We start from the raw sequence: 21,925 nt of genomic DNA on the forward strand, positions 1-21,925 counted from the left end.
TCCTTGTTTGGAATGACAAAAAAGGTATATAAAACCCTTGTGGGCTCGTGTGCGACGAGTGCTGTGAACTATAAAAATGTCATCTCGATCCGGCATTTGACGGAGAGAGATCTTCTTAAACAATTGAGGAACAACTGTAGAAGATTCCTCTCTTTGTTCGGAATGACAAAAAAAGGTATATAAAACCCTTGTGGGCTCGTGTGCGACGAGTGCTGTGAACTATAAAAATGTCATCTCGATCCGGCATTTGGCGGAGAGAGATCTTCTAAATAAGTGAGGAACGACTGTAGAAGATTCCTCTCTTTGTTCGGAATGACAAACAGGAAGATGCTATTGCGAAACGATTAAGCGAGAAGAAAAAAAGCCATTGAGAGAATCGCGATTGCTATCGGGAGACGAAGCAATCTCATCGCAATAGAGTAATGACTATTGACCAATGACAACCGGCCAATGACAAACACAGACCAATTATAAACCAACATATGAGTCAAGTAATGGAAAAAACCGGCAAGGCAGCGGTGGAAAAACCCAGGCTAAGCTTCTGGCAGATCTGGAACATGAGTTTCGGGTTCCTGGGTATACAATTCGGCTTTGCCTTGCAAAATGGTAATGCTTCCCGTATCCTGCAAAAGTTTGGTGCCGATGTAGAGCACCTCTCGTGGTTCTGGCTAGCTGCCCCACTCACCGGCATGATCGTTCAACCGATTATCGGCCATTACAGCGACCGTACCTGGAATCGGCTCGGCCGCCGTCGACCCTATTTCTTAACCGGGGCAATATTATCTGCTCTCGCACTGTTCCTGATGCCTAATTCAGGTGCTATTGCAGCTATCGCCCCGCCTATCATGGTCGGTGCAGGTATGCTTATGATTATGGATGCTTCTTTCAACGTAGCGATGGAACCCTTCCGGGCGCTGGTAGCGGATAACCTGCCCGATAGCCAGCGTAGCACCGGTTTTTCCGTCCAAACCTTCCTGATCGGTATTGGCGCGGTAATTGGCTCCTGGCTGCCTTACGCATTTGCCAACTGGTTCCATTTCGGCGCAACGGCACCCGCCGGGCAGGTAGAGGCTAACGTGAAATATTCTTTCTATGTCGGCGGTACTATTCTGCTGTTAACCATCCTGTGGACTATTTTCACCACCAAAGAATACGCCCCGGAAGAATACGCCAAATTCCATGAAGGTGAAGACGACGGCCACCACAAACACCAAAGCGGGCTGACCGAAATCATCACCGACCTTCGCCGCATGCCTAAAACCATGAAACAATTGGGCTTAGTGCAATTCTTCTCGTGGTTTGCGCTGTTTACCATGTGGGTATTTACCACCCCTGCTATTGCAGACCATATTTATCACGTACCGCTTAATGATACCTCATCGGCCCGTTACAGCGAAGCTGGCAACTGGGTAAGCGGTTTGTTTGGCATTTATAATGGTGTATCTGCGTTGTATGCACTCTTGCTGCCTGCCATCGCCAGGACAACCAGCCGTAAAATGGCCCACGCATTTTCACTTACAATGGGCGGCATCAGCTTAATCTCTATTTTCTTCATCCAGGATCCGGCATGGCTTGTCGCGCCAATGGTTGGTATCGGATTGGCCTGGGGCAGTATCCTGGCAATGCCTTACGCTATTTTGTCCAGCTCTATACCGGCAAAGAAAATGGGGGTATACATGGGCATCTTCAATTTCTTCATTACCCTGCCGCAAATTATTAATGGCATCATCGGCGGACCAATTGTAAAGCACGTCTATGGAGGTCATGCCATCTACGCGCTGATCATTGCCGGGATTTTTATGCTTTGCGCTGCGCTATCGGTTTTGTTTGTGCAGGATAACAAAGATATTAACGTTAAGCGGGCGTTAAGTAGCTGATAACGTTGAAAAATCATCTCATAATTCCGGAACAATTATGGTATATTGCTGGTTCAAAAGATTGGAAGGGTCGTTTTTTATCAGTAACACTTTAATTTAATGGACGAAAACTTACTTAACCCCGAGTTATTAGCGAATAAGCTTATTGAAGAAGAGGAAGAGTTTCACCACGTAAATAACCCCGTTACGGGGTTAAAACCTATAGTCAAAAAATATTTGGGCAGCGTTGCCAGCGTTGAACAAAAAGGAAATAAATTTTACTTTACAGATGGAGAGGCACGTGTAGAAGTAACCGTCGTTACCGATGAAATTATCCGTGTACGCCTCGCTCCTCACGGTGTTTTTCTGGAGGAATTCTCTTACGCTGTACCCAAACTACAGCCAAAACCATACGTATTTTCCCTGCACGAAAGTGAAAACGAATACCGCGTTTCTACCAATACGGTAAACTGCCACATCCGTAAAAAAGACTTTTTTGTTTCTTTTTCTGACACGCAGAACCACGTTACCAACGAAGATGCCGTACCGATGCACTGGGAAGAGAACGTGCAGTTTGGTGGGTACTATGTATTCTGTACCAAAAGTTGCCATTCAGAAGAAGCGTTTTATGGCTTAGGCGATAAGGCTTCCGACCTGAACCTACGCGGTCGCCGGTTTAAAAATTGGAATACCGACGCGTACTCGTTCAACTGGAACCAGGATCCGCTGTACCGCACCATCCCGTTCTACATCAGCTTGAACGAGGGTATCGCACACGGTATCTTCTTCGATAACACGTTTAAATCGACGTTTGATTTTGGCAGCGAAGACCGCACCCGTACCAGTTTCTGGGCCGATGGCGGCGAACTGCAATACTATTACATCCACGGCCCGCATATGATGGACGTGGTAAAGCGTTACCATAGCTTAACCGGCACCCACCCAATGCCACCACTTTGGGCGTTGGGTTATCACCAATGCCGTTGGAGCTATTATCCCGAGGCGAAAGTACGGGCAGTTACAAAGGGGTTCCGCGACCGTAAAATCCCATGCGACGGTATCTACCTGGATATCGACTATATGGATGGCTACCGTTGCTTCACCTGGAACCGCAAATACTTCCCTGATCCCAAAAAATTGGTGAAAGATCTGGCTGCAGATGGCTTTAAAACCGTGGTGATCATCGACCCGGGTATCCGCGTAGATGACAATTACTGGGTGTTTAAAGAAGGCAAAGAGAAACGTTACTTCTGCCGCCGCTGCGACGATTATTTTATGGAAGGTCACGTATGGCCGGGCCGTTGCCAGTTCCCCGATTTTACCAACCCCGAAGTCCGCGAATGGTGGGGTGGCCTGTTTGATGAACTGGTACAGTTAGGCGTTGCCGGTGTTTGGAACGACATGAACGAACCTGCTGTTTTTGGCGCCGGAACCTTCCCGGATGATGTTCGCCACCAATACGATGGTTTCCGTGGTTCGCACCGCAAAGCGCACAACGTATATGGAATGCAAATGGTGCGCGCCACCTACGAAGGCCTGCGCAAATTAATGAAGAATAAGCGTCCGTTTACCATTACCCGTGCAGGCTATTCCGGCTTACAGCGCTACGCTTCGGTTTGGACTGGGGATAACGTCGCGTCGTGGGAACACCTGCGTTTAGGCAATATTCAATGTCAGCGTTTGTCTATGTCAGGCGTACCATTCTGCGGTACAGATATTGGTGGTTTCAGCGGCGAACCTGATGGCGAGTTGTTTACCCGCTGGATCCAGCTGGGCACCTTCTCTCCGTTTATGCGGGCGCACTCTGCCGGTGATACCAAGGAGCGTGAACCATGGAGCTTCGGCGAGCCGTTCACGGCCATCAACCGGAAGTTTATAGAGCTGCGTTACCGTTTGATGCCATACCTATACTCTACGTTTTGGGAGCATCACCGCTATGGATTCCCGATTCTGCGCCCCGTAGTAATGCAGGAACAAAATGAAATTAACAACCAGGCCCGTCAGGATGAGTTTACCTATGGCGATAAGATCCTGGTATGTCCGGTTTTAGAACCCGGCCAGTTAAACCGCAGGGTTTACCTGCCAACAGGGACATGGTTTAACTACTGGACCAATGAGCAGTCTGAAGGTGGCCAGGAAGTGGTAGTACCTACTCCGCTGGAGACCATTCCGCTGTTTATAAAAGCGGGTGCTGTAATACCAGAATACCCGGTAATGCAGTACGTAGGCGAAAAAGAGATAGAGGAAGTAAAACTGAACGTTTATTTCACTGAGCATGAAGTAAACTCTTTCTTTTTTGAAGACTACGGCGAGACTTTTGCCTACGAACAGGATATTTATTTAGAAAAGAAGTTCATTGTAGCGGGTAAAGATTCTATCCTGACCATTCAGCAAAGTATGGAAGGCTTGTATACCCCCCGTTACGAGAATTACCATTTCAATATTATCGGCTTGCCGTTTAAAGCATCAAAAGTAATTATCGACGGCAAAGAAGTGAAAGAACTCATCTTAAATGAAGATAAGACACTAAGCTTCAAATTCAGTAAGAACTTCAAGCATATCGATATTATCAAATAACAAGACCAATTAGCCCCGAAAAAACGGGGCTTCTTTATTTAAAGCCCTTCCGCTTTTGCATTATTGATTGCGATAAAGGCATTGAAAATCTGCTATTAATTTTATTATCATTGTTTATTGCAAACAAGCTGCGGCATGCCATGTTAAACAGGCATATCGCCGCTACCTTGCTTATTAAAAATCTGCAACTTCAACCAATTTAAGACTTGCGGTAACCACATCTACTATGGCAAAACAGACCAGTAAAAAATCGACTGAAAAACCATCAACCGAACCAACAACAGATAACGCTGCTGCTTTGCAGGCAACAGAACCGATAAAAACACCACGCCCGGGACGTAAAAAGACCACGAGTGAACCACTGGAAGCAGGTAAAATAAGTACACCAGTTCCCGGCGATGGTGCAAAACCAACCACAAAAAGAAGCCCGAAAAAAGTAGCGGCTACAGAACAAACTGCACCTGTTGCGGATGTGCCTAAAGCCCCTGCAAAACGTACTGCTAAAAAGCCTGCCGGTGTAGAAGCGTTGCCACCGCCCGCAACCGCCACCGAACAACTTAAAGCCGTTGAACCTTATAGCCGTTTTACCGATTTTGATATTATGCTGTTTAAATCGGGCAAGCACTATAAACTGTACGAAAAGTTCGGCTCGCACGTGATAGAACACAAAGGCGTCATCGGTACTTACTTTGCCGTTTGGGCGCCCAATGCCAAGTATGTTTCGGTGATCGGTAATTTTAATTACTGGAGCAAAGGTGCAAATGCATTATACCAACGCTGGGATAGCTCTGGCATTTGGGAAGGATTTATTCCGCATGTGGGCGATGGCGAGGTTTACAAATATTTTATCAATTCAAATACCGGCGAGGATCTGGAAAAAAGCGACCCTTTCGCATTACGCTGGGAAGTTCCTCCAAGCACCGCTTCTATTGTTACGCATACTTATTACGAGTGGAAAGACCAGGAGTGGATGAGCAAACGTTACCAGCATAACGCGCTTGATAAACCCTATTCTGTTTATGAAGTCCACATTGGCTCATGGGCACGCAGCAAGGAATCGCCGGACGAGTTTTTAAACTACCGCCAGGTGGCAGATCAACTGGTGCCTTACGTAAAGGATATGGGCTATACGCACGTGGAGTTTATGCCGATAATGGAACACCCTTACTACCCAAGCTGGGGTTACCAGGTGGTTGGTTATTTTGCGGCATCTTCGCGCTATGGCACACCGCAGGATCTGATGTACCTAATAGAGCAGTTGCACCAGGCGGGCATCGGCGTTATTTTAGACTGGGTTCCTTCGCACTTTCCGGGCGATATTCACGCGCTTTACCGTTTCGATGGCACGCATTTATATGAGCATGAAGACGTACGCAAAGGCTTCCATCCCGATTGGAAATCCTACATCTTTAACTACGGCCGCAACGAAGTTCGCGCTTTTCTGATCAGTAATGCCTTGTTCTGGCTGGACAGATACCATGCAGACGGGATTAGGGTTGACGCTGTAGCTTCGATGCTATACCTGGATTATTCGCGCAATCACGGCGAATGGGAACAGAATATCTATGGCGGCAACGAGAACCTGGAAGCGATATCCTTCCTGAAAGAATTTAACCAGGCGATTTACAAACACTTCCCGGATACGCAAACCATTGCCGAAGAATCTACCTCTTTCTCTGGTGTAAGTCGGCCGGTTTATAGCGGCGGGTTAGGTTTTGGTATGAAATGGATGATGGGCTGGATGCACGACACCATTAAATACTTCAGCAAAGACCCAATTTACAGAAAATATCATCAGAACCAAATCTCCTTCAGCCTGATCTATGCCTTCACCGAAAACTTTATGCTGCCTTTCTCACACGATGAAGTGGTGTATGGCAAAGGATCTATGCTAGGCAAAATGCCGGGCGACGATTGGCAGCGCTTCGCTAACCTGCGCTTGGTTTATGCTTATATGTTTACCCACCCAGGCACCAAACTGATGTTTATGGGTTCTGAATTTGCGCAAAGCGGCGAATGGAACTTCCAGCATTCGCTGGATTGGTGGCTGCTACAGTACGACAGCCATAATGGCGTTAAAGAAACCGTGAAAGCGCTAAACCAGTTATATAAGTCAGAGCCTGCCCTGTTTGAGAAACAGTTTGACGGTGATGGTTTCGAATGGATCGACGCCAGCAACGCCAACCAGTCGATCATGATCTATGGCCGTAAAGGACATGACAGGGAGAACGACCTGGTGATCGCCCTGAACATGACCCCTGCTGTACAACGTGGTTACCGCGTCGGCGTACCTGCCGCCGGAACCTGGCAAGAGATCTTTAACTCTGACAAACACGAATATTGGGGAAGCGGCGTATTAAACGGCGCACCTGTACAATCTGAAAAGAACAGCTGGCATGGCCGCGAGAACTCTATCGTGATTGATCTTCCGCCATTGGCAGCAACGGTGTTTAAAAAGATGGGCTGATCATGAAAAAGAGAATTTTCAACTTCTATTATCTTTATTTAATCGCAGGTATTCTTTTGTCGATTTCGGTAGTGCTTGGCCTTACCAGGCAATATCCCAATAGTTCTTACACCGGAGTAATCATAGATGCGATATTGGCTATCGCTATGCTTTACCTGAGTTACAAAAGCTACCACGAAAGAAAAGACAGGGAATTAATGTAATTGCTGCACGGGTTGATTTAGTGATATAAGTTGATTAGCTTAGTTAGCTCATATTCCTGATCAATCCGTTTATTTATACGAATATCGCTTAATGAAAGCAATTAAGGCCTTACTCTCTATTGTTTTTACGCTCGCGCTGATATGGGCTTTGCAACACAAATTTGGCAGCCTTCCCCCTATCGGCAAGTTTTTAAACCCTTGTAACGGGTTCTGGCAGAATGCCGAAAGCAAGCACATCCTGAAAGAAGAAAACCTGAATATAGAAGGTTTGCAAAAACCTGTAATCATCCGGTTTGATGAGAATATGATCCCGCATATTTTCGCCCAAAATGATCACGACCTTTACCTGGCCCAGGGCTTCGTTACCGCACGCGACCGTTTGTGGCAAATGGATATCCAAACCAGGCAAGCAGCCGGGCGGCTTTCAGAAATTGTGGGGCCGAAAGCTTTAGAAATAGACCGTTTTCATCGCCGTACAGGGATGGTTTATGGTGCAGAAAACTCTTTACGTGCTGCCATGCGCGATCCGCAGGTAAAGCTGGCGATGGAAGCATACAGCCAAGGAGTGAACAGTTACATCCACCGCCTTACCCCGCGCGATTACCCAATTGAGTTTAAACTACTAGATTACGCCCCCGAGGAATTCAAGCCGATCAATTGTATCTACCTGCTTAAACTGATGGCAGAAACGCTGGCAGGCAGAACAGATGCCGTTCAGATGACCAATGTGCTGAACAAGTTTGGCCCGGCGGTAACACGCGATCTATTCCCCGACTATCCTTTCCGCGAAGACCCGATTATCCCCGCGGGTACCAAATGGAATTTCACACCGCTGAAAACGCCGCAGCCATCGGCAAGTTTTTTGGCTAGCCAGTCGGGATTACCAGCAAATAATAAACCCGAGGGTATTGGCAGCAACAACTGGGTGATCGCCGGAAGCAAAACCGCAAGCGGTTATCCTATACTGGCGAATGACCCGCATTTGAACCTCACCTATCCTTCCATCTGGTACCAGATTCAACTGTCTGCCCCGGGCGTGAATACTTACGGTGTGTCCATTCCCGGTGCGCCGTGTATTATCATCGGTTATAATGAGCGGATCAGTTGGGGCGTTACCAATGTTGACGCCGATGTGTACGATTGGTACCAGATCAAATTCAAAGACAATACCCACCAGGAGTACTGGTACAACAACCAGTGGAATAAAGTTAAACCACGTTTGGAACGGATAAATGTGCGCGGGCAGGCAGCGGTAATAGATACCGTTTTCTATACCCATCATGGTCCGGTAACTTTTGAAGAACCTGAAAAAAAACCGTCTGGCAAAAACAAGCCGGTTCCGGTTGCCCATGCGTTGCGCTGGCTGGCGCACGACGAATCTGACGAGTTGAAGACCTTTTACCTGCTCAATCGCGGAAAGAACTATGGCGATTACCGCCAGGCGCTGACTTATTACAGTTGCCCTGCGCAGAACTTTATTTTCGCGGCCGCAGATAAAGACATCGCGCTTACGCCTAACGGCAAATATCCGCTGAAGTATCGCGACCAGGGTAAATTTATCCTGAACGGGGCCGATCCGGGAGACGACTGGCACGGCTGGATCCCGAACGATCAGAACCCGACCGTTAAAAACCCAGCGCGGGGGTACCTCAGTTCAGCTAACCAATCCTCTACAGATCCAACTTATCCCTATTACCTCAACTGGCAGTTTGCACCTTATGAGCGGGCACACCGGATCAATACCCGGCTGGCGGCCATGCAAAAGGCAACAGTGGATAGTATGCGCAACCTTCAAACCGATAACTACAGCATCTTCGCGCACGATGTGATGGCTGAAATGCTAAAAAATATCGACATCACGAAGCTCGACGAGAATCAGTTGGAAGCGGTGAAACTATTAGAAAAATGGGACCTTCGGTACGACGAAAATTCCGTCGGGGCCAGCATATTTGATACTTGGTGGAAGAACTTTTACGACATGATCTGGCAGGACAACTTTGGCAAACCCGAAGATAACCTGAAACTGCCCAGCCGCGACCGAACCGTTCAGCTGATGCTGCAAGAGCCGCAGTCGAAATGGTTTGATAACCTGGAGACGCCGGTGGTAGAAACCTGCGCAGATTTGCTCAGCCAATCCTTTGCAAAAACAGTCAGCCAGCTACATAAAAAATATGGAAAACCGGGAACAGAATGGGAATGGGGTAACGTGAAAGAAACTTACCTGAACCATCTGGCAAACATACCCGGCATGGGTGTTGGCAAATACAAGGCGGGAGGAACTAGTACTACGGTCAATGCACTGATAGGCGGGCACGGGCCGTCCTGGCGCATGGTGGTACAATTAGGCCCGAAAGTAAAAGGCTACGGAGTATTCCCGGGCGGCGAATCCGGCAATCCCGGTAGTTATTTCTATGATAATATGTTCAATACATGGCGTAAAGGCCAGTTGAATGAACTGTTGTTCCTGCAGTCGGCTAACGAAAGTTCTTCACGTATTAAATCAACCCTCACCTTAAAAACCAAATAACATGCTGTTTCTGATTATACTGGTTTTAGCCCTTGCAAGTGGATTTGTGTTTACCTGGTGGGTAGGTTGCATCATCGCTTTTGTAGCTGCCCTCCTCACAGGCAAAACAGGCAGGCAAGCATTCTGGTCTGGCTTTTTTGCTATCGCTTTAGTATGGCTGGTACTGGCCCTGTTTAAAAGCGTACCGAATGACCATATTCTCGCCGACCGCGTAGCTAAAATGATTGGCCTGCCACATTGGAGCCTCGTGCTGCTGATCACCTGTTTGATAGGCGGCCTGGTAGGAGGCATGTCTGCACTATCCGGGTTATTGGTAAAGAAAGCATTTGCTGATACAAAAACAAAGGATTAACAATCACTTGTTTTATCTTTGCAACGTGCAAAAGCCAGATCAGGAACAGGTATTTTCTATCAGCAACCGGCGCGAGTTTGAAACGATTGCGTTGCAGGTCTTCCATTTTCAGGCTGAATACAACACCGTTTATAAAACTTTTATCAATGGCTTAGGAATAAACCCAGCCGACGTGACCCACTTGTCGCAAATTCCCTTCCTGCCCGTCGAGTTCTTTAAGGCGCATCAGGTGGTCAGTAGTCGTCAAAGTGCAGAAGTAGTTTTTACCAGTTCCGGTACTACCGGCATGATCACTAGTAGCCATTACGTAACAGACGTTAACTGGTACTGCGAAAGTTTCAGACGAGGATTCAACTATTTCTACGGTGATGTCAGCAATTATTGTTTATTGGCATTACTCCCCGCCTACCTGGAACGGGAAGGGTCTTCGCTTATTTACATGGCAGAAGATTTCATCCGCGAGTCGGGCCACCCGGATAGCGGCTTTTACCTGTACAACCACCAGGAATTGCATGAGCAGTTGCTTAAACAAAAGCAAAATAAACAGCCTACCCTTTTGCTGGGCGTCACCTTTGCTTTGCTGGATTTTGTGGAGCAATATCAGGTGGATTTCCCGGAACTGATTGTGATGGAAACTGGTGGCATGAAAGGCCGCCGGAAAGAGATGATCCGCGAAGAACTGCATGCGATACTGACCAAAGGCTTCGGCGTGAAAACTATCCATTCTGAATACGGCATGACGGAACTATTATCGCAAGCCTATTCTAAAGGCGATGGTGTTTTTAACTGTCCTCCGTGGATGAAGATCATCACGCGTGACACCAACGATCCCTTACAAATACTGCCGGCAGGTAAAACCGGCGGGGTGAATATCATTGATCTGGCCAATATCAATTCATGCGCTTTCATTGCCACGCAGGATTTAGGGAAGGTTCATCCTGATGGTTCTTTTGAAGTGCTTGGCCGGTTTGATAATGCAGACATCCGCGGTTGTAATTTATTGATTGCTTGATTACAGCTAAAAAAAATGTATACTTTTGTACCGGTTTAAATAAACAAAACCAATATGACGATTGAAAATTTTTTACAGGATCAGCAAGACCCCAAAGCCGCTGAGAAAGTATATAGCCGTTTAAAAGAACTGTTACCAACCGGCGAAGAAGCCCTTTACCTGGCTACCCAGAAAAAACCGCTGGTAAATATCCTTCCGGATTGTATCGTGGTAACCACACGCCGGGTATTGTTTTTCACCCCGGCCAACCTGGGCCTTTCGTTAAAGTTTGTAGACTTTATGTGGAAAGACGTTGCCGACGTGAACATGAAAGAAGAGATCATTGGTGCGGTATTTACTATTAAAACTACACAAGGCGCAGAAATGGGCGTAGATTACTTGCCAAAAGTGCAGGCACGTAAGCTTTACCAGTACTCGCAGCAGTGCCGCGAAGAAGAGCGCCGCCGTAAAGAGCGTGAAACCGGGCACATCATCAACATCCCGGCAGAACAGCCACAGGCTGCTGCTCCGCAAGTTGCCGCCGCACCTGCTCCAGCACCTGTTGCTCCACCGGCACCTGTTGTAGAAACCAAGCCAGACGAACTGACCGAAAAGTTAAAGAAATTGAAAACGTTGTTCGATAACGGGCTGATCTCGCAGGAAGAATATAACCAGAAAAAACTGGATCTGCTAAGCGACCTGTAGATTAGGTTGCGAGCATAAAAATACTGGCTATTCTTATCAGGATGGCCTTTTTTATTTGTATGCTTTAAGATCACAACGCACTTGTTACGAACGAGCTCAAGATTGCGCAGCTTTTTGTCCCATTAATTGTCTTTTCGATGAGGTACGAGGAGAAATTTTCCGGGGCATACCAATTAAAGAAGATCTCTCTCTTCGTTCGAGATGACAGTTACGATATGATTCAACGCAAGCGCGCGTTTGCAACGCGTGCCGACAAAATTAAAGCGATCCGATCGCTAAGATATTTGAAGCACTCGTTAGAAATGAGCGTAAGATTGTGTGGCTTTTTGTCCCGTTAATTGTCTTTTCGACGAGGTACTAGGAGAAATCTTCCGGGGCATACCAATTAAAGAAGATCTCTCTCTTCGTTCGAGATGACAGTTACAATATGATTCAACGCAAGCGCGCGTTTGAAACGCGTGCCGACAGAATTAAAGCGATTCAATCGCTAAGACCCCTACTCGTTAGAAATGAGCTCAGGCTTGCATGGCCTTTTGTCCCGTTAATTGTCTTTTCGACGAGGTACGAGGAGAAATCTTCCGGGGCATACCAATTAAAGAAGATCTCTCTCCTAGTTCGAGATGACAGTTACGATATGATTCAACGCAAGCGCGCGTTTGCAACGCGTGCCGCAGAATTAAAGCGATTCGATCGCTAAGATATTTGAAACACTCGTTAGAAATGATCCAAGATTGTATGGCCTTTTTGTCCCATTAATTGTCTTTTCGACGAGGCACGAGGAGAAATCTTCTTGGGCATGCTACAAAAAAATAAAAGCCCTTTGCTTTTCAGCAAAGGGCTTATGAAGGATCAATTTATTTAATGCTTATTGAGCGTCTTCTTCAGATTTACCTGCGGCTTTTTTAGCAGCTGCCTTACTTTCGGCACCTTCCATTTGCTCTTTTAATTGAGCAAGCACGCTTAGATCACCTAAAGTTGATTTCTCAACAGATTCTTTTACTTTTTTAACTGCACTTGTAGTAGCTTTTGCTTCCTTTTTGCGGTTTTCAAAGTCTTGTACGCGAGCCTCTGCACGTTGGTCTTCCCAGATGCGTGAGTGAGAAATCACGATACGTTTAGAATCTTTGTTGAACTCGATGATTTTAAACTCTGCGGTCTCTTCAGCTTTAACGCTTTTGCCATCTTCTTTCACCAAGTGTTTGGTTGGCGCGAAGCCTTCAACACCGTAAGGTAATGCTACGATAGCACCTTTGTCAGTTACTTTCAGCACAGTACCTTCATGAACTGAATCCAATGTGAAGATAGTTTCGAAAGTATCCCAAGGGTTTTCTTCCAGCTGTTTGTGACCTAAGCTTAATTTGCGGTTTTCAACATCCAGTTCAAGTACTACCACGTCTAATTTCTCACCAACTTTAGTGAATTCGTTAGGGTGGTTAACTTTCTTAGACCAAGAAAGGTCAGAGATGTGGATTAAACCGTCAATTCCGTCTTCCAGTTCTACGAACACACCAAAGTTGGTCATGTTCTTAACGGTAGCAACGTGCTGGGTACCTACTGCGTAGCGCTCAGCAGCATTTTGCCATGGATCAGGAGTTAATTGTTTGATACCTAATGACATTTTGCGCTCTTCGCGGTCTAATGTCAATACTTTAGCCTCAACCTCGTCACCTACTTTCAGGAATTCCTGAGGATTGCGCAGGTTCTGAGACCATGACATTTCTGATACGTGGATCAGACCTTCAACGCCAGGGATAATTTCCAGGAACGCGCCGTAATCAGCCACGGTAACAATTTTACCTTTAACAAGTGAACCCACCTGGATTGCCTCGTCAAGGTTTTGCCAAGGATGAGGAGTTAATTGTTTCAAGCCAAGGGCGATACGTTTTTTCTCGTCATCAAAGTCAAGAACCACCACGTTGATCTTCTGATCAAGTGATAATACTTCACGCGGATGCTCGATACGTCCCCAAGAAATATCAGTGATGTGCAGTAAGCCGTCAACACCGCCAAGGTCGATGAATACACCGAAGTCGGTAATGTTTTTAACTGTACCTTCCAATACCTGACCTTTTTCAAGCTTGGCAACAATTTCAGTTTTTTGGTTTTCCAAATCGTCTTCGATCAGCACTTTGTGCGATACCACTACGTTTTTAAACTCGTGGTTGATCTTAACAACTTTGAACTCCATAGTTTTGCCCACATAAACGTCATAATCGCGGATAGGCTTAATGTCGATTTGTGAACCTGGTAAGAAGGCTTCTACGCCCATAATATCAACGATCAGACCACCTTTAGTTCTGCTCTTCACAAAACCGGTAATGATCTCATCATTGTCAAGAGCCTGATTGATACGCTCCCATGATTTCTGTGTTTTTGCACGTTTACGAGATAATACTAACTGTCCGTTAGCATCTTCTTGTGATTCAACAAAAACTTCCACCTGGTCGCCTACTTTCAGCTCAGGAGTGTCGCGGAATTCAGATAATGATACCATACCATCAGACTTAAAGCCGATGTTCAATACCACATCTTTGTTGTTGATGCTTACAACAGTGCCGTTGATGATCTCGCCTTTGTTGATAGAGCTGAAAGTACCATCGTACATTTGCTCTAAACGCTCGCGGTCTGCAGTGCTGTAATTGCCGAATTTTTTGTCATCGGCGTCCCAATCAAAATCTTCGTTTGCTTTTGCAATGTTAGATTTGATCTCATCGATAGAAATCGAATCAGCTTCTGATTCAATGTTCTCTCTGTCTTTAGAAAGCGCTACTGTTCCCAGTTCAGCTTCCTTAGCTTTTAATTCTTTTTCTGCTTCTTGTTTTTTAGCCATTAAATAAATTTTCTCCTTTTCCCAATGCAATTGGGACTGCAAAGGTACGGATATAATTTCGGTACAAAAAAATTATTTTATTGTTAATTGCTGATTTTGAGTAGTTTTTGTAATAATTATCCGGGAGCGATCTGCTATAATTTTAACAACCCACACCTCTATCACTCATTTTTACATTAAACAAACAATACAACAAACCAAAAACAGGGATACTTGTCGTTTAAATAATATGTCTTCTACTTTCCGTTCACTACAATATCCAAATTTCAGACTTTATTTTATCGGCCAGTCGCTGTCACTCATCGGTACCTGGATGGAGCGTATCGCCATCAATTGGGTGGTATACAGTATTTCACATTCCGCTTTGATGTTGGGCGTGGTTAATTTCAGCGGCCAATTGCCAACCCTGCTGCTATCGCCGTACGGCGGGGCCATGTCTGACAGGCACAACCGTTACCGCATATTATTAACCACGCAAATTGCCGCCATGATTCAGGCCAGCATTATGGCTACCCTCATCTTATCTAAGGTTTACAGCCTGCCGGCCATTATGTGTTTAAGCGTGGTGCTGGGGATTATCAATGCCTTTGATACCCCTGCCAGGCAATCGTTAATGATCAGGCTGATTGATGATAAAAGTGATTTACAGAACGCCATTGCCCTTAACTCGTCCATGGTAAATGTGGCACGATTGATCGGCCCTGCTGTTGCCGGGATTTTGTTGGTTACGGTAGGCTCAGGTATTTGCTTTCTGCTGAATGCCATCAGCTTTTTGGCGGTGATTGCCTGCTTGTTACTAATGAAGCTGAAACCTGAAACCCGACCCGCGGCTACAGATACGGTTTGGCAAGGGTTGAAGAGTGGTTTTGAATACCTGAAGCAAGCCCGCGATATTAAACTGATTATCCTACTGATGGCTTTTACCAGTTTCTTCACCATGACGTACACTACCCTGCTGCCCATCTTCGCTAAAGATATTTTCAAGGGTAACGCCGGGACATACAGCTTATTGAACAGCCTTTCCGGACTGGGTGCACTTGCCGGTGCCGTATATATGGCCGGATTAAAATCCACCAAAAATTTGCGGCACACCGTTGTTTATGCTTGTATGCTTTTCAGTGCCAGCATAGCGGCAGTTGCCTTATGCAGTAAATTATGGGTTGCGCTGATCTTTATCTGCTTTAGTGGTTTGGGTATGATGACACAAATTGCCGGTACCAACACGTTTATCCAAACAACGGTAGATAACCGGATGCGTGGCCGTGTGATCAGCTTTTACGTAATGGCCTTTATGGGCATGCAGCCGCTGGGCAGTTTTGTGGTTGGTTTAGCAGCCCACCATATCAGCGCAAGGCATGTATTATTGATCGAAGGTCTTTGCGGATTTGTTGCTGCTATTGTATTCGGCTTGTGCCTGAAACGTTCTGCAGCTCAACAGATCGCACATTCGGCAGAAGAACCTGCGCAATTAATACCCTAACCAAAATTACGCGGCAGAGTCCGTCGGTAATGCAGCCTGTATCAAATCGAAAATCTCCATAAATACAGGCTGCACTTCAAGCCGGTAGGCGGCTACAAGCTGTGTTAACTGTTCTTCCTGCTCCGGTGTAAACGGCGATTGCCATACCCGCATGCAAATCCGCTTCAATGCATAGGCCACCTGGCTGCTCTCTGCATAGCTGAACAAATAACGGCTGCGTTTAAATCCATCAAAGAATGAAAGAAAGATCTCGGGGTTTCGCATTCCCGCAAAGCTTAAAAAGCGGTAGATCACCTCTTCATTACAATCATTCAGCTGGTCATAAAAATCGCCCGCATTAACCAGGTTATTAGTCAGCAACAGGTTATCCAGTATCAATTCAATCCCCACATGCCCTAAAAAGAATGGCTTTACCGGTGAGCCTTCGAGCGCTGGCAGCAAGTTTAGTTTCAGCTGGTGCGAATGATATTTAAAAAATGTTGATGAATGAAAATGACGATCTACCTCGAGGTGCTTTTTCCACCCGCCGATCAAACTGTTGATATTTTTATCCGGGTGGATCAGTTTTTCGGGGTGCAGCGAAGTATGCTTATCCGCGTTTTTCAGCAGATCTGGCAATACGGTACCCAGCACATGGTAACAGTCTGACGTTTTGCGGTCAAAGTAATAGTGAGAAAGGAAATTCATAGATGCAGAGGCAAAATACCGAATTTTTGCGGGAATTGAAAATTGGTCATTAATCATTAGTCACTAATCACTTGGTCATTGGTCATTAATCATTAATCATTGGTCTCGCTCCCCGCACCTGAACACTCGAAACTCGTACCTCCGCAACTTCATTTGAATTTCTATCTTTGCAGTCCTTATGAGTACCATAAACTTTGTTGAAGAATTACGCTGGCGGGGCATGCTGCATGATATTATGCCCGGCACTGAAGAAATGCTGAATAAAGGCATAGCTTCGGGATATATCGGTTTCGACCCCACGGCAGACTCGCTGCATGTGGGCCACCTTACGCAGATCATGACGCTGATCCACTTTCAGCGTGCAGGCCACAAGCCTTATGCTTTAGTGGGTGGCGCTACCGGTATGGTAGGCGATCCTTCGGGTAAATCGGCCGAGCGTAACCTGCTGTCAGAAGAAACGCTTCAGCATAACCTGAAATCGGTAGAGAAACAACTGGCTAAGTTCCTGGATTTTGAAAGCGGCGCCAACAGTGCCGAGATGGTAAACAATTACGACTGGTTCAAAAATTTTACCTTCCTTGATTTTATCCGCGACGTGGGTAAACACATCACCGTGAATTACATGATGGCGAAAGATTCGGTAAAGAAACGCCTGGAGGGTGATACCGGGATGTCTTTCACCGAATTTACCTACCAGTTGGTACAAGGCTACGACTTCTACTATTTGTGGAAACATAAAAACTGCACGCTGCAAATGGGCGGCAGCGACCAGTGGGGCAATATTGTAACCGGTACGGAGATGATCCGCCGTAAAGACGCCGGTGAAGCTTTTGCATTAACTACCCAGCTGATCAAAAAGGCCGATGGTACCAAATTCGGCAAAACCGAAAGTGGCGCGGTATGGCTCGACCCGGAGAAAACTTCCCCTTATAAATTCTACCAGTTCTGGTTGAACACCAGCGATGCTGATGCAAAAAGCTACATCCGCATCTTCACCTTGTTTGACAAGGCTACCATTGAGGCCATCGAGGCAGAGCACGAGCAGGCACCACATCAGCGTGCCTTACAAAAAGCACTGGCGAAAGATATTACCATCCGCGTGCATGGCGAAGATGCTTATGAAAAAGCGATCAAGTCGTCCGAGTTTTTGTTTGGCAATACCGGCATCGAGTTTTTGAACGAACTGAACGACGAAGAAGTAATCGGCTTATTTGAAGGTGTTCCTAATTTCAACGTAGCGAAAGACGAACTAAGCGAAGGCATCAATGCCGTGGAATTACTGGCAACTAAAACAGCAGTATTCCCGTCAAAAGGCGAAGCGCGTAAAATGATACAGGCAGGTGGCGTATCCATAAATAAAACAAAGATTGGCGCACCCGAGCAGGTATTTGCAGCGGCAGACCTGATTAACGGCAAGTTCCTGGTAGCGCAAAAAGGGAAGAAAAATTACTTCCTGATTGTAGCAGAATAAAAGTAATTACGAAGGCTTCTTTTCAGAAGCCTTTTTCGTTTGCTACTGCAACTGGCGTTTCAACAAATCAACAAAATCCATATCTTTGCCCAAATCCACCCAACGATGCAAAATCTTACGCTGCTCGACGGTCAGAAGTTTCAAATAACGATACAGCGTTTATGTCGTCAGTTAATTGAAAATCACAACGATTTTTCTAATTCAGTTATTATCGGTATCCAGCCAAGGGGAATTTTCCTGGCTAAACGCATTGCCGAAGAACTACGCAAAATATTACCGGGCAAAACCATTTTACAGGGCGACCTGGATATTACTTTCTACCGCGACGATTTTCGCCGCCGCGAGTCGCAGTTACTGCCTAACCAAACACGTATCGACTTTATCACCGAAGGCAAAAAGGTGATCATGATGGATGATGTACTTTGGACCGGCCGTACCATCCGTGCCGCGATGGATGCCTTGCAGGCATTTGGCCGCCCCGAAAAGGTAGAGCTGCTGGTACTGGTAGACCGTCGCTATTCGCGCCATATCCCGGTATCTGCAAATTATACCGGGATCGAGGTAGATTCTATCGCCTCGCAAAAAGTGGTGGTAAGCTGGAAAGAGACGGATCAGGAAGATAAAGTAACGCTCATCAACGAGCAGAAATAATATCGAACATCGAATAACCAATGATGAATAATGAAGTTAAGGAAGCAAAAGCCAAATACGATCTTGAAGAAAGATTAATTGACTTTGCTGTTAGCATATCATTATTATCGGAAAAGTTACCCGAGACCAGATTTGGAGCTTATGTATCCGGACAAATATTAAGATCAGGTTGCTCACCTGCCTTAAACTATGGTGAAGCTCAATCAGCAGAATCAAGAAATGATTTCATTCATAAAATGAAAATTATTCTTAAAGAACTAAGGGAAACGATGGTTTCTCTTAAACTTATTGAAAGACGAAATATTTATGATTTAGATAAAACGTCAAAAGCTAAAGATGAGTGCAATCAACTCATAGCAATTTTTGTAAGAAGCATTGAAACTGCTAAAAGGAATAATTTAAAATAAATCAACATTCGAAATTCAATATTCATTATTCGAAATTCAACAGATGGGACTTAGCACAAGGCATTTATTAGGTATTAAAGATTTGAACGAAGCAGATCTTCAACTGATCTTTGAAACCGCTGATTCTTTTAAAGACGTAATTAACAGGCCGATTAAAAAAGTGCCTTCACTGCGCGACGTTACCATTGCCAACATTTTTTTCGAAAATTCTACGCGTACGCGCCTTTCCTTTGAATTGGCCGAGCGCCGCCTTTCTGCCGACGTGGTTAACTTTGCGGCGTCGTCTTCATCAGTAAGCAAGGGCGAAACCTTAATCGATACGGTAAACAACATCCTGGCTATGAAGGTGGACATGGTAGTGATGCGCCATCCTTATGCCGGTGCCGGGGTATTCCTTTCTAAGCATATCAACGCACAAATTGTCAACGCGGGCGATGGTGCTCACGAACACCCTACGCAGGCCCTGCTTGATGCATTTTCTATCCGCGAAAAATATGGGGATGTAGCCGGTAAGAAAGTAGTAATCGTAGGCGATATTCTGCACTCGCGCGTTGCTTTATCAAACATTCTTTGCCTGAAACAATTAGGTGCCGAAGTAATGGTTTGCGGACCAACTACATTGATTCCTAAGTACATTGGTTCGTTAGGCGTAAAAGTAGAACACAACCTGATCAAAGCCCTGAATTGGTGCGACGTAGCCAATATGCTGCGAATTCAGTTGGAACGCCAGGATATCAAATACTTCCCTTCCCTGCGCGAGTACACCATGCTATACGGCCTGAATAAACAAATACTGGATTCACTGGATAAAGAAATTACCATTATGCACCCCGGCCCAATTAACCGCGGCGTGGAAATTACCAGCGATGTGGCCGACAGCAAACAGTCCATCATTCTCGACCAGGTAGAGAACGGCGTAGCCATCCGTATGGCGGTATTGTTCCTGCTGGCAGGGCAAGCTTGATAAAAGAATCAAGAGGCAAGAGCCAAGAATCAAGATTTTTTTAAAAACATGTCATTGCGATGAGCTGAAGGCGAAGAAGCAATCCCCAGTAAGACTTATCGCTTCAAAGATTGCTTCGTTACTTGCAATGACTCCATCGAAGGATCAGATGCTTCGAGAGCCCTTCGACAGGCTCAGGGTGACATTCCTCAGCATGACATTCCGTCTAGCACAATTTAACGCGTGCTTAAAAAGAAGGACGTTTAAATCGTCAGATATTAGGCGCTCGCGTTACAAGTGCTCGCGATAGAGTATATATCTTCGTGGCTAAAATATCCTGGATCAATACTAACACTCCGGCAGGCTAATCGGGATATTGATCGCCAAGCCACCGTCAGAAGTTTCCTTGTATTTCGAATTCATGTCCAAAGCGGTTTGCCACATGGTTTTTACCACTGCGTCCAAACTTACCTTGGCATGTTCCGGGTTACTTTGCAGCGCTAATTGCGAAGCCGTGATGGCCTTGATGGCCCCCATGGTATTACGTTCTATACAAGGCACCTGCACCAGGCCGCCGATCGGGTCGCAGGTTAAACCCAGGTGATGCTCCATAGCAATTTCCGCAGCCATTAATACCTGCCGCTGCGATCCGCCCAAACATTCAGTTAGTGCTGCAGCTGCCATTGCTGATGACACGCCAATTTCTGCCTGGCAACCGCCCATCGCGGCAGAGATCGTAGCACCTTTTTTGAAGATGCTTCCTACTTCGGAAGCGGTAAGTAAGAATTGAATAATCTTATCTTCGCTATAGCTATCGCAAAAAACAATAAAATATTGCAGCACTGCCGGGATTACACCCGCTGCACCATTCGTTGGGGCCGTTACCACGCGGCCAAATGAAGCATTTTCTTCGTTAACGGCCAGAGCAAAACAACTTACCCAGTCCAGTATATTTTTAAAGCCATAACCTGTAGCACGAATAGCTTGTACCCATTCTTCGAAGTTATGGTAGGCATTTTCGCCAATCAGTTTTTTGTTCAATCCGGCCGCGCGGCGGGCTACATTCAGCCCTCCGGGCAAATAGCCTGTAGTGTGGCAGCCGCGATAAATACATTCTTTTATTACACGGAAAATATCCAACACACCGTCTCGCGTTTCCTTTTCGCTTCGCCAGGCCTGCTCATTCTCCATCACCACCTCGGAAATCTTCAAGCCGGTTTTACGGCACCAGTGCAACAGTTCAGCAGCAGTATCAATCGGGAAGGGAAGGTCCACTTCTTTGGCGGCATCGCCCTGGTCGTTTTCTTTCACCACAAAACCACCACCTATAGAATAATAAGTTTCTGAAACAGCCTTACCTGTGCTTAAAAATGCCTGGAAAGTGACCGCATTGGGGTGGAAAGGCAGGCTTTCATTAAACAGGAACAGCAGATCGTCTTCAAAGAAAAAGCTGATCTGCTTGCGCGCACCCAGATTTAACTGGTGTGAAGATTTGATCTTCTCTACCTTACTGTTCACCTGCGTCACATCAAAAGTAACAGGATCATCCCCGCTCAGCCCAAGCAAGACAGCAATATCAGTACCGTGCCCTTTACCTGTTTTGGCCAGCGAACCGTACAACAGGATTTTTACTTGTACAACTTCTTCTAAAACCTGCTTTTCTGTAAGCAGATTGACAAATTGTTGCGCAGCGCGCCATGGACCAAGGGTATGCGAACTTGAAGGGCCTATGCCTATTTTAAAAATATGGAAAACGGAGATCTGTTCCTTTTGCATTA

At 46.0% G+C, this 21,925-nt stretch carries 16 protein-coding genes; 13 read left to right on the forward strand and 3 right to left on the reverse strand.

The genetic code is table 11. From position 1 onward, the window contains the following. The first annotated feature begins 494 nt into the window (after positions 1 to 494). The 8 genes from MUY27_RS06130 to MUY27_RS06165 all read left to right on the forward strand — a co-directional run bounded on the left by MUY27_RS06130 (position 495) and on the right by MUY27_RS06165 (position 11,678). The gene (locus MUY27_RS06130) at positions 495 to 1,877 is read left to right on the forward strand and encodes an MFS transporter (RefSeq protein WP_245129109.1); all 1,383 of its coding nucleotides are present in this window, start codon (positions 495 to 497) and stop codon (positions 1,875 to 1,877) included. Between the two features lie 99 nt (positions 1,878 to 1,976). Then, positions 1,977 to 4,433, forward strand: a complete 2,457-nt coding sequence (locus MUY27_RS06135) for a glycoside hydrolase family 31 protein (RefSeq protein ID WP_245129110.1) — start codon at positions 1,977 to 1,979, stop codon at positions 4,431 to 4,433. Between the two features lie 226 nt (positions 4,434 to 4,659). Beyond that, positions 4,660 to 6,900 (forward strand): 1,4-alpha-glucan branching protein GlgB, encoded by a 2,241-nt coding sequence (gene glgB, locus MUY27_RS06140; protein WP_262918281.1) that lies wholly within the window; start codon positions 4,660 to 4,662, stop codon positions 6,898 to 6,900. A 2-nt stretch (positions 6,901 to 6,902) separates the two neighbouring features. Next, positions 6,903 to 7,103 carry a hypothetical protein gene (locus MUY27_RS06145; protein WP_245129111.1) on the forward strand — a complete coding sequence of 67 codons (201 nt, stop codon included), beginning with the start codon at positions 6,903 to 6,905 and terminating at the stop codon, positions 7,101 to 7,103. Between the two features lie 91 nt (positions 7,104 to 7,194). Beyond that, positions 7,195 to 9,630: a penicillin acylase family protein gene (locus tag MUY27_RS06150; RefSeq protein WP_245129112.1), complete on the forward strand. Its 2,436-nt coding sequence runs from the start codon at positions 7,195 to 7,197 to the stop codon at positions 9,628 to 9,630. A gap of 1 nt (position 9,631) precedes the next feature. Further along, a complete protein-coding gene (locus tag MUY27_RS06155; RefSeq protein WP_245129113.1) occupies positions 9,632 to 9,982 on the forward strand; it encodes a hypothetical protein in 351 nt (116 codons plus the stop codon). A 25-nt stretch (positions 9,983 to 10,007) separates the two neighbouring features. Further along, on the forward strand, positions 10,008 to 10,994 hold the full coding sequence (locus MUY27_RS06160; protein WP_245129114.1) for a long-chain-fatty-acid--protein ligase: 987 nt from the start codon (positions 10,008 to 10,010) through the stop codon (positions 10,992 to 10,994). A 54-nt stretch (positions 10,995 to 11,048) separates the two neighbouring features. Next, positions 11,049 to 11,678: a PH domain-containing protein gene (locus tag MUY27_RS06165; RefSeq protein WP_245129115.1), complete on the forward strand. Its 630-nt coding sequence runs from the start codon at positions 11,049 to 11,051 to the stop codon at positions 11,676 to 11,678. A gap of 865 nt (positions 11,679 to 12,543) precedes the next feature. On the opposite strand, the gene rpsA is transcribed toward MUY27_RS06165, so the two are convergent. Then, positions 12,544 to 14,508, reverse strand: coding sequence for a 30S ribosomal protein S1 (gene rpsA / locus MUY27_RS06170; protein WP_245129116.1), 1,965 nt, complete (start codon positions 14,506 to 14,508; stop codon positions 12,544 to 12,546). A 229-nt stretch (positions 14,509 to 14,737) separates the two neighbouring features. On the opposite strand from rpsA, the gene MUY27_RS06175 reads away from it, so the two are divergent. Further along, a complete protein-coding gene (locus MUY27_RS06175) occupies positions 14,738 to 15,988 on the forward strand; it encodes an MFS transporter (RefSeq protein ID WP_245129117.1) in 1,251 nt (416 codons plus the stop codon). A 6-nt stretch (positions 15,989 to 15,994) separates the two neighbouring features. Here the strand turns inward: MUY27_RS06175 and MUY27_RS06180 are convergent, their stop codons facing one another. Further along, entirely contained in the window at positions 15,995 to 16,675 is a 681-nt protein-coding gene (locus tag MUY27_RS06180; protein WP_245129118.1) for a hypothetical protein, read from the reverse strand. 187 nt (positions 16,676 to 16,862) lie between these two features. Between MUY27_RS06180 and tyrS the strand changes: the two genes are divergently transcribed. From tyrS to MUY27_RS06200, 4 genes are all read left to right on the forward strand, one after another. Further along, a complete protein-coding gene (tyrS, locus tag MUY27_RS06185) occupies positions 16,863 to 18,146 on the forward strand; it encodes a tyrosine--tRNA ligase (protein ID WP_245129317.1) in 1,284 nt (427 codons plus the stop codon). Positions 18,147 to 18,251: 105 nt separating this feature from the next. After that, on the forward strand, positions 18,252 to 18,797 hold the full coding sequence (gene pyrR, locus MUY27_RS06190) for a bifunctional pyr operon transcriptional regulator/uracil phosphoribosyltransferase PyrR (RefSeq protein WP_245129119.1): 546 nt from the start codon (positions 18,252 to 18,254) through the stop codon (positions 18,795 to 18,797). Between the two features lie 20 nt (positions 18,798 to 18,817). Then, positions 18,818 to 19,204 carry a four helix bundle protein gene (locus tag MUY27_RS06195; RefSeq protein WP_245129120.1) on the forward strand — a complete coding sequence of 129 codons (387 nt, stop codon included), beginning with the start codon at positions 18,818 to 18,820 and terminating at the stop codon, positions 19,202 to 19,204. 43 nt (positions 19,205 to 19,247) lie between these two features. Further along, on the forward strand, positions 19,248 to 20,168 hold the full coding sequence (locus tag MUY27_RS06200) for an aspartate carbamoyltransferase catalytic subunit (protein WP_245129121.1): 921 nt from the start codon (positions 19,248 to 19,250) through the stop codon (positions 20,166 to 20,168). Positions 20,169 to 20,495: 327 nt separating this feature from the next. Here MUY27_RS06200 and MUY27_RS06205 read toward each other — a convergent pair whose 3' ends face one another. Next, complete coding sequence (locus MUY27_RS06205) at positions 20,496 to 21,923, reverse strand: L-serine ammonia-lyase (protein ID WP_245129122.1); 1,428 nt, start codon at positions 21,921 to 21,923, stop codon at positions 20,496 to 20,498. Between the last annotated feature and the right edge of the window lie 2 nt (positions 21,924 to 21,925).

Source organism: Mucilaginibacter straminoryzae, from assembly GCF_022953055.1.
Lineage (GTDB): Bacteria > Bacteroidota > Bacteroidia > Sphingobacteriales > Sphingobacteriaceae > Mucilaginibacter > Mucilaginibacter straminoryzae.

Bases quoted from the DNA above. Each gene is read 5' to 3' on its own strand.
- MUY27_RS06195 (WP_245129120.1), top strand. From the start codon at position 18,818: ATGATGAATAATGAAGTTAAGGAAGCAAAAGCCAAATACGATCTTGAA.
- MUY27_RS06200 (WP_245129121.1), top strand. From the start codon at position 19,248: ATGGGACTTAGCACAAGGCATTTATTAGGTATTAAAGATTTGAACGAA.
- MUY27_RS06145 (WP_245129111.1), top strand. From the start codon at position 6,903: ATGAAAAAGAGAATTTTCAACTTCTATTATCTTTATTTAATCGCAGGT.
- MUY27_RS06150 (WP_245129112.1), top strand. From the start codon at position 7,195: ATGAAAGCAATTAAGGCCTTACTCTCTATTGTTTTTACGCTCGCGCTG.
- MUY27_RS06180 (WP_245129118.1), bottom strand. From the start codon at position 16,675: ATGAATTTCCTTTCTCACTATTACTTTGACCGCAAAACGTCAGACTGT.
- pyrR (WP_245129119.1), top strand. From the start codon at position 18,252: ATGCAAAATCTTACGCTGCTCGACGGTCAGAAGTTTCAAATAACGATA.
- MUY27_RS06205 (WP_245129122.1), bottom strand. From the start codon at position 21,923: ATGCAAAAGGAACAGATCTCCGTTTTCCATATTTTTAAAATAGGCATA.
- MUY27_RS06165 (WP_245129115.1), top strand. From the start codon at position 11,049: ATGACGATTGAAAATTTTTTACAGGATCAGCAAGACCCCAAAGCCGCT.
- MUY27_RS06155 (WP_245129113.1), top strand. From the start codon at position 9,632: ATGCTGTTTCTGATTATACTGGTTTTAGCCCTTGCAAGTGGATTTGTG.
- rpsA (WP_245129116.1), bottom strand. From the start codon at position 14,508: ATGGCTAAAAAACAAGAAGCAGAAAAAGAATTAAAAGCTAAGGAAGCT.
- MUY27_RS06175 (WP_245129117.1), top strand. From the start codon at position 14,738: ATGTCTTCTACTTTCCGTTCACTACAATATCCAAATTTCAGACTTTAT.
- MUY27_RS06135 (WP_245129110.1), top strand. From the start codon at position 1,977: ATGGACGAAAACTTACTTAACCCCGAGTTATTAGCGAATAAGCTTATT.
- MUY27_RS06130 (WP_245129109.1), top strand. From the start codon at position 495: ATGGAAAAAACCGGCAAGGCAGCGGTGGAAAAACCCAGGCTAAGCTTC.
- glgB (WP_262918281.1), top strand. From the start codon at position 4,660: ATGGCAAAACAGACCAGTAAAAAATCGACTGAAAAACCATCAACCGAA.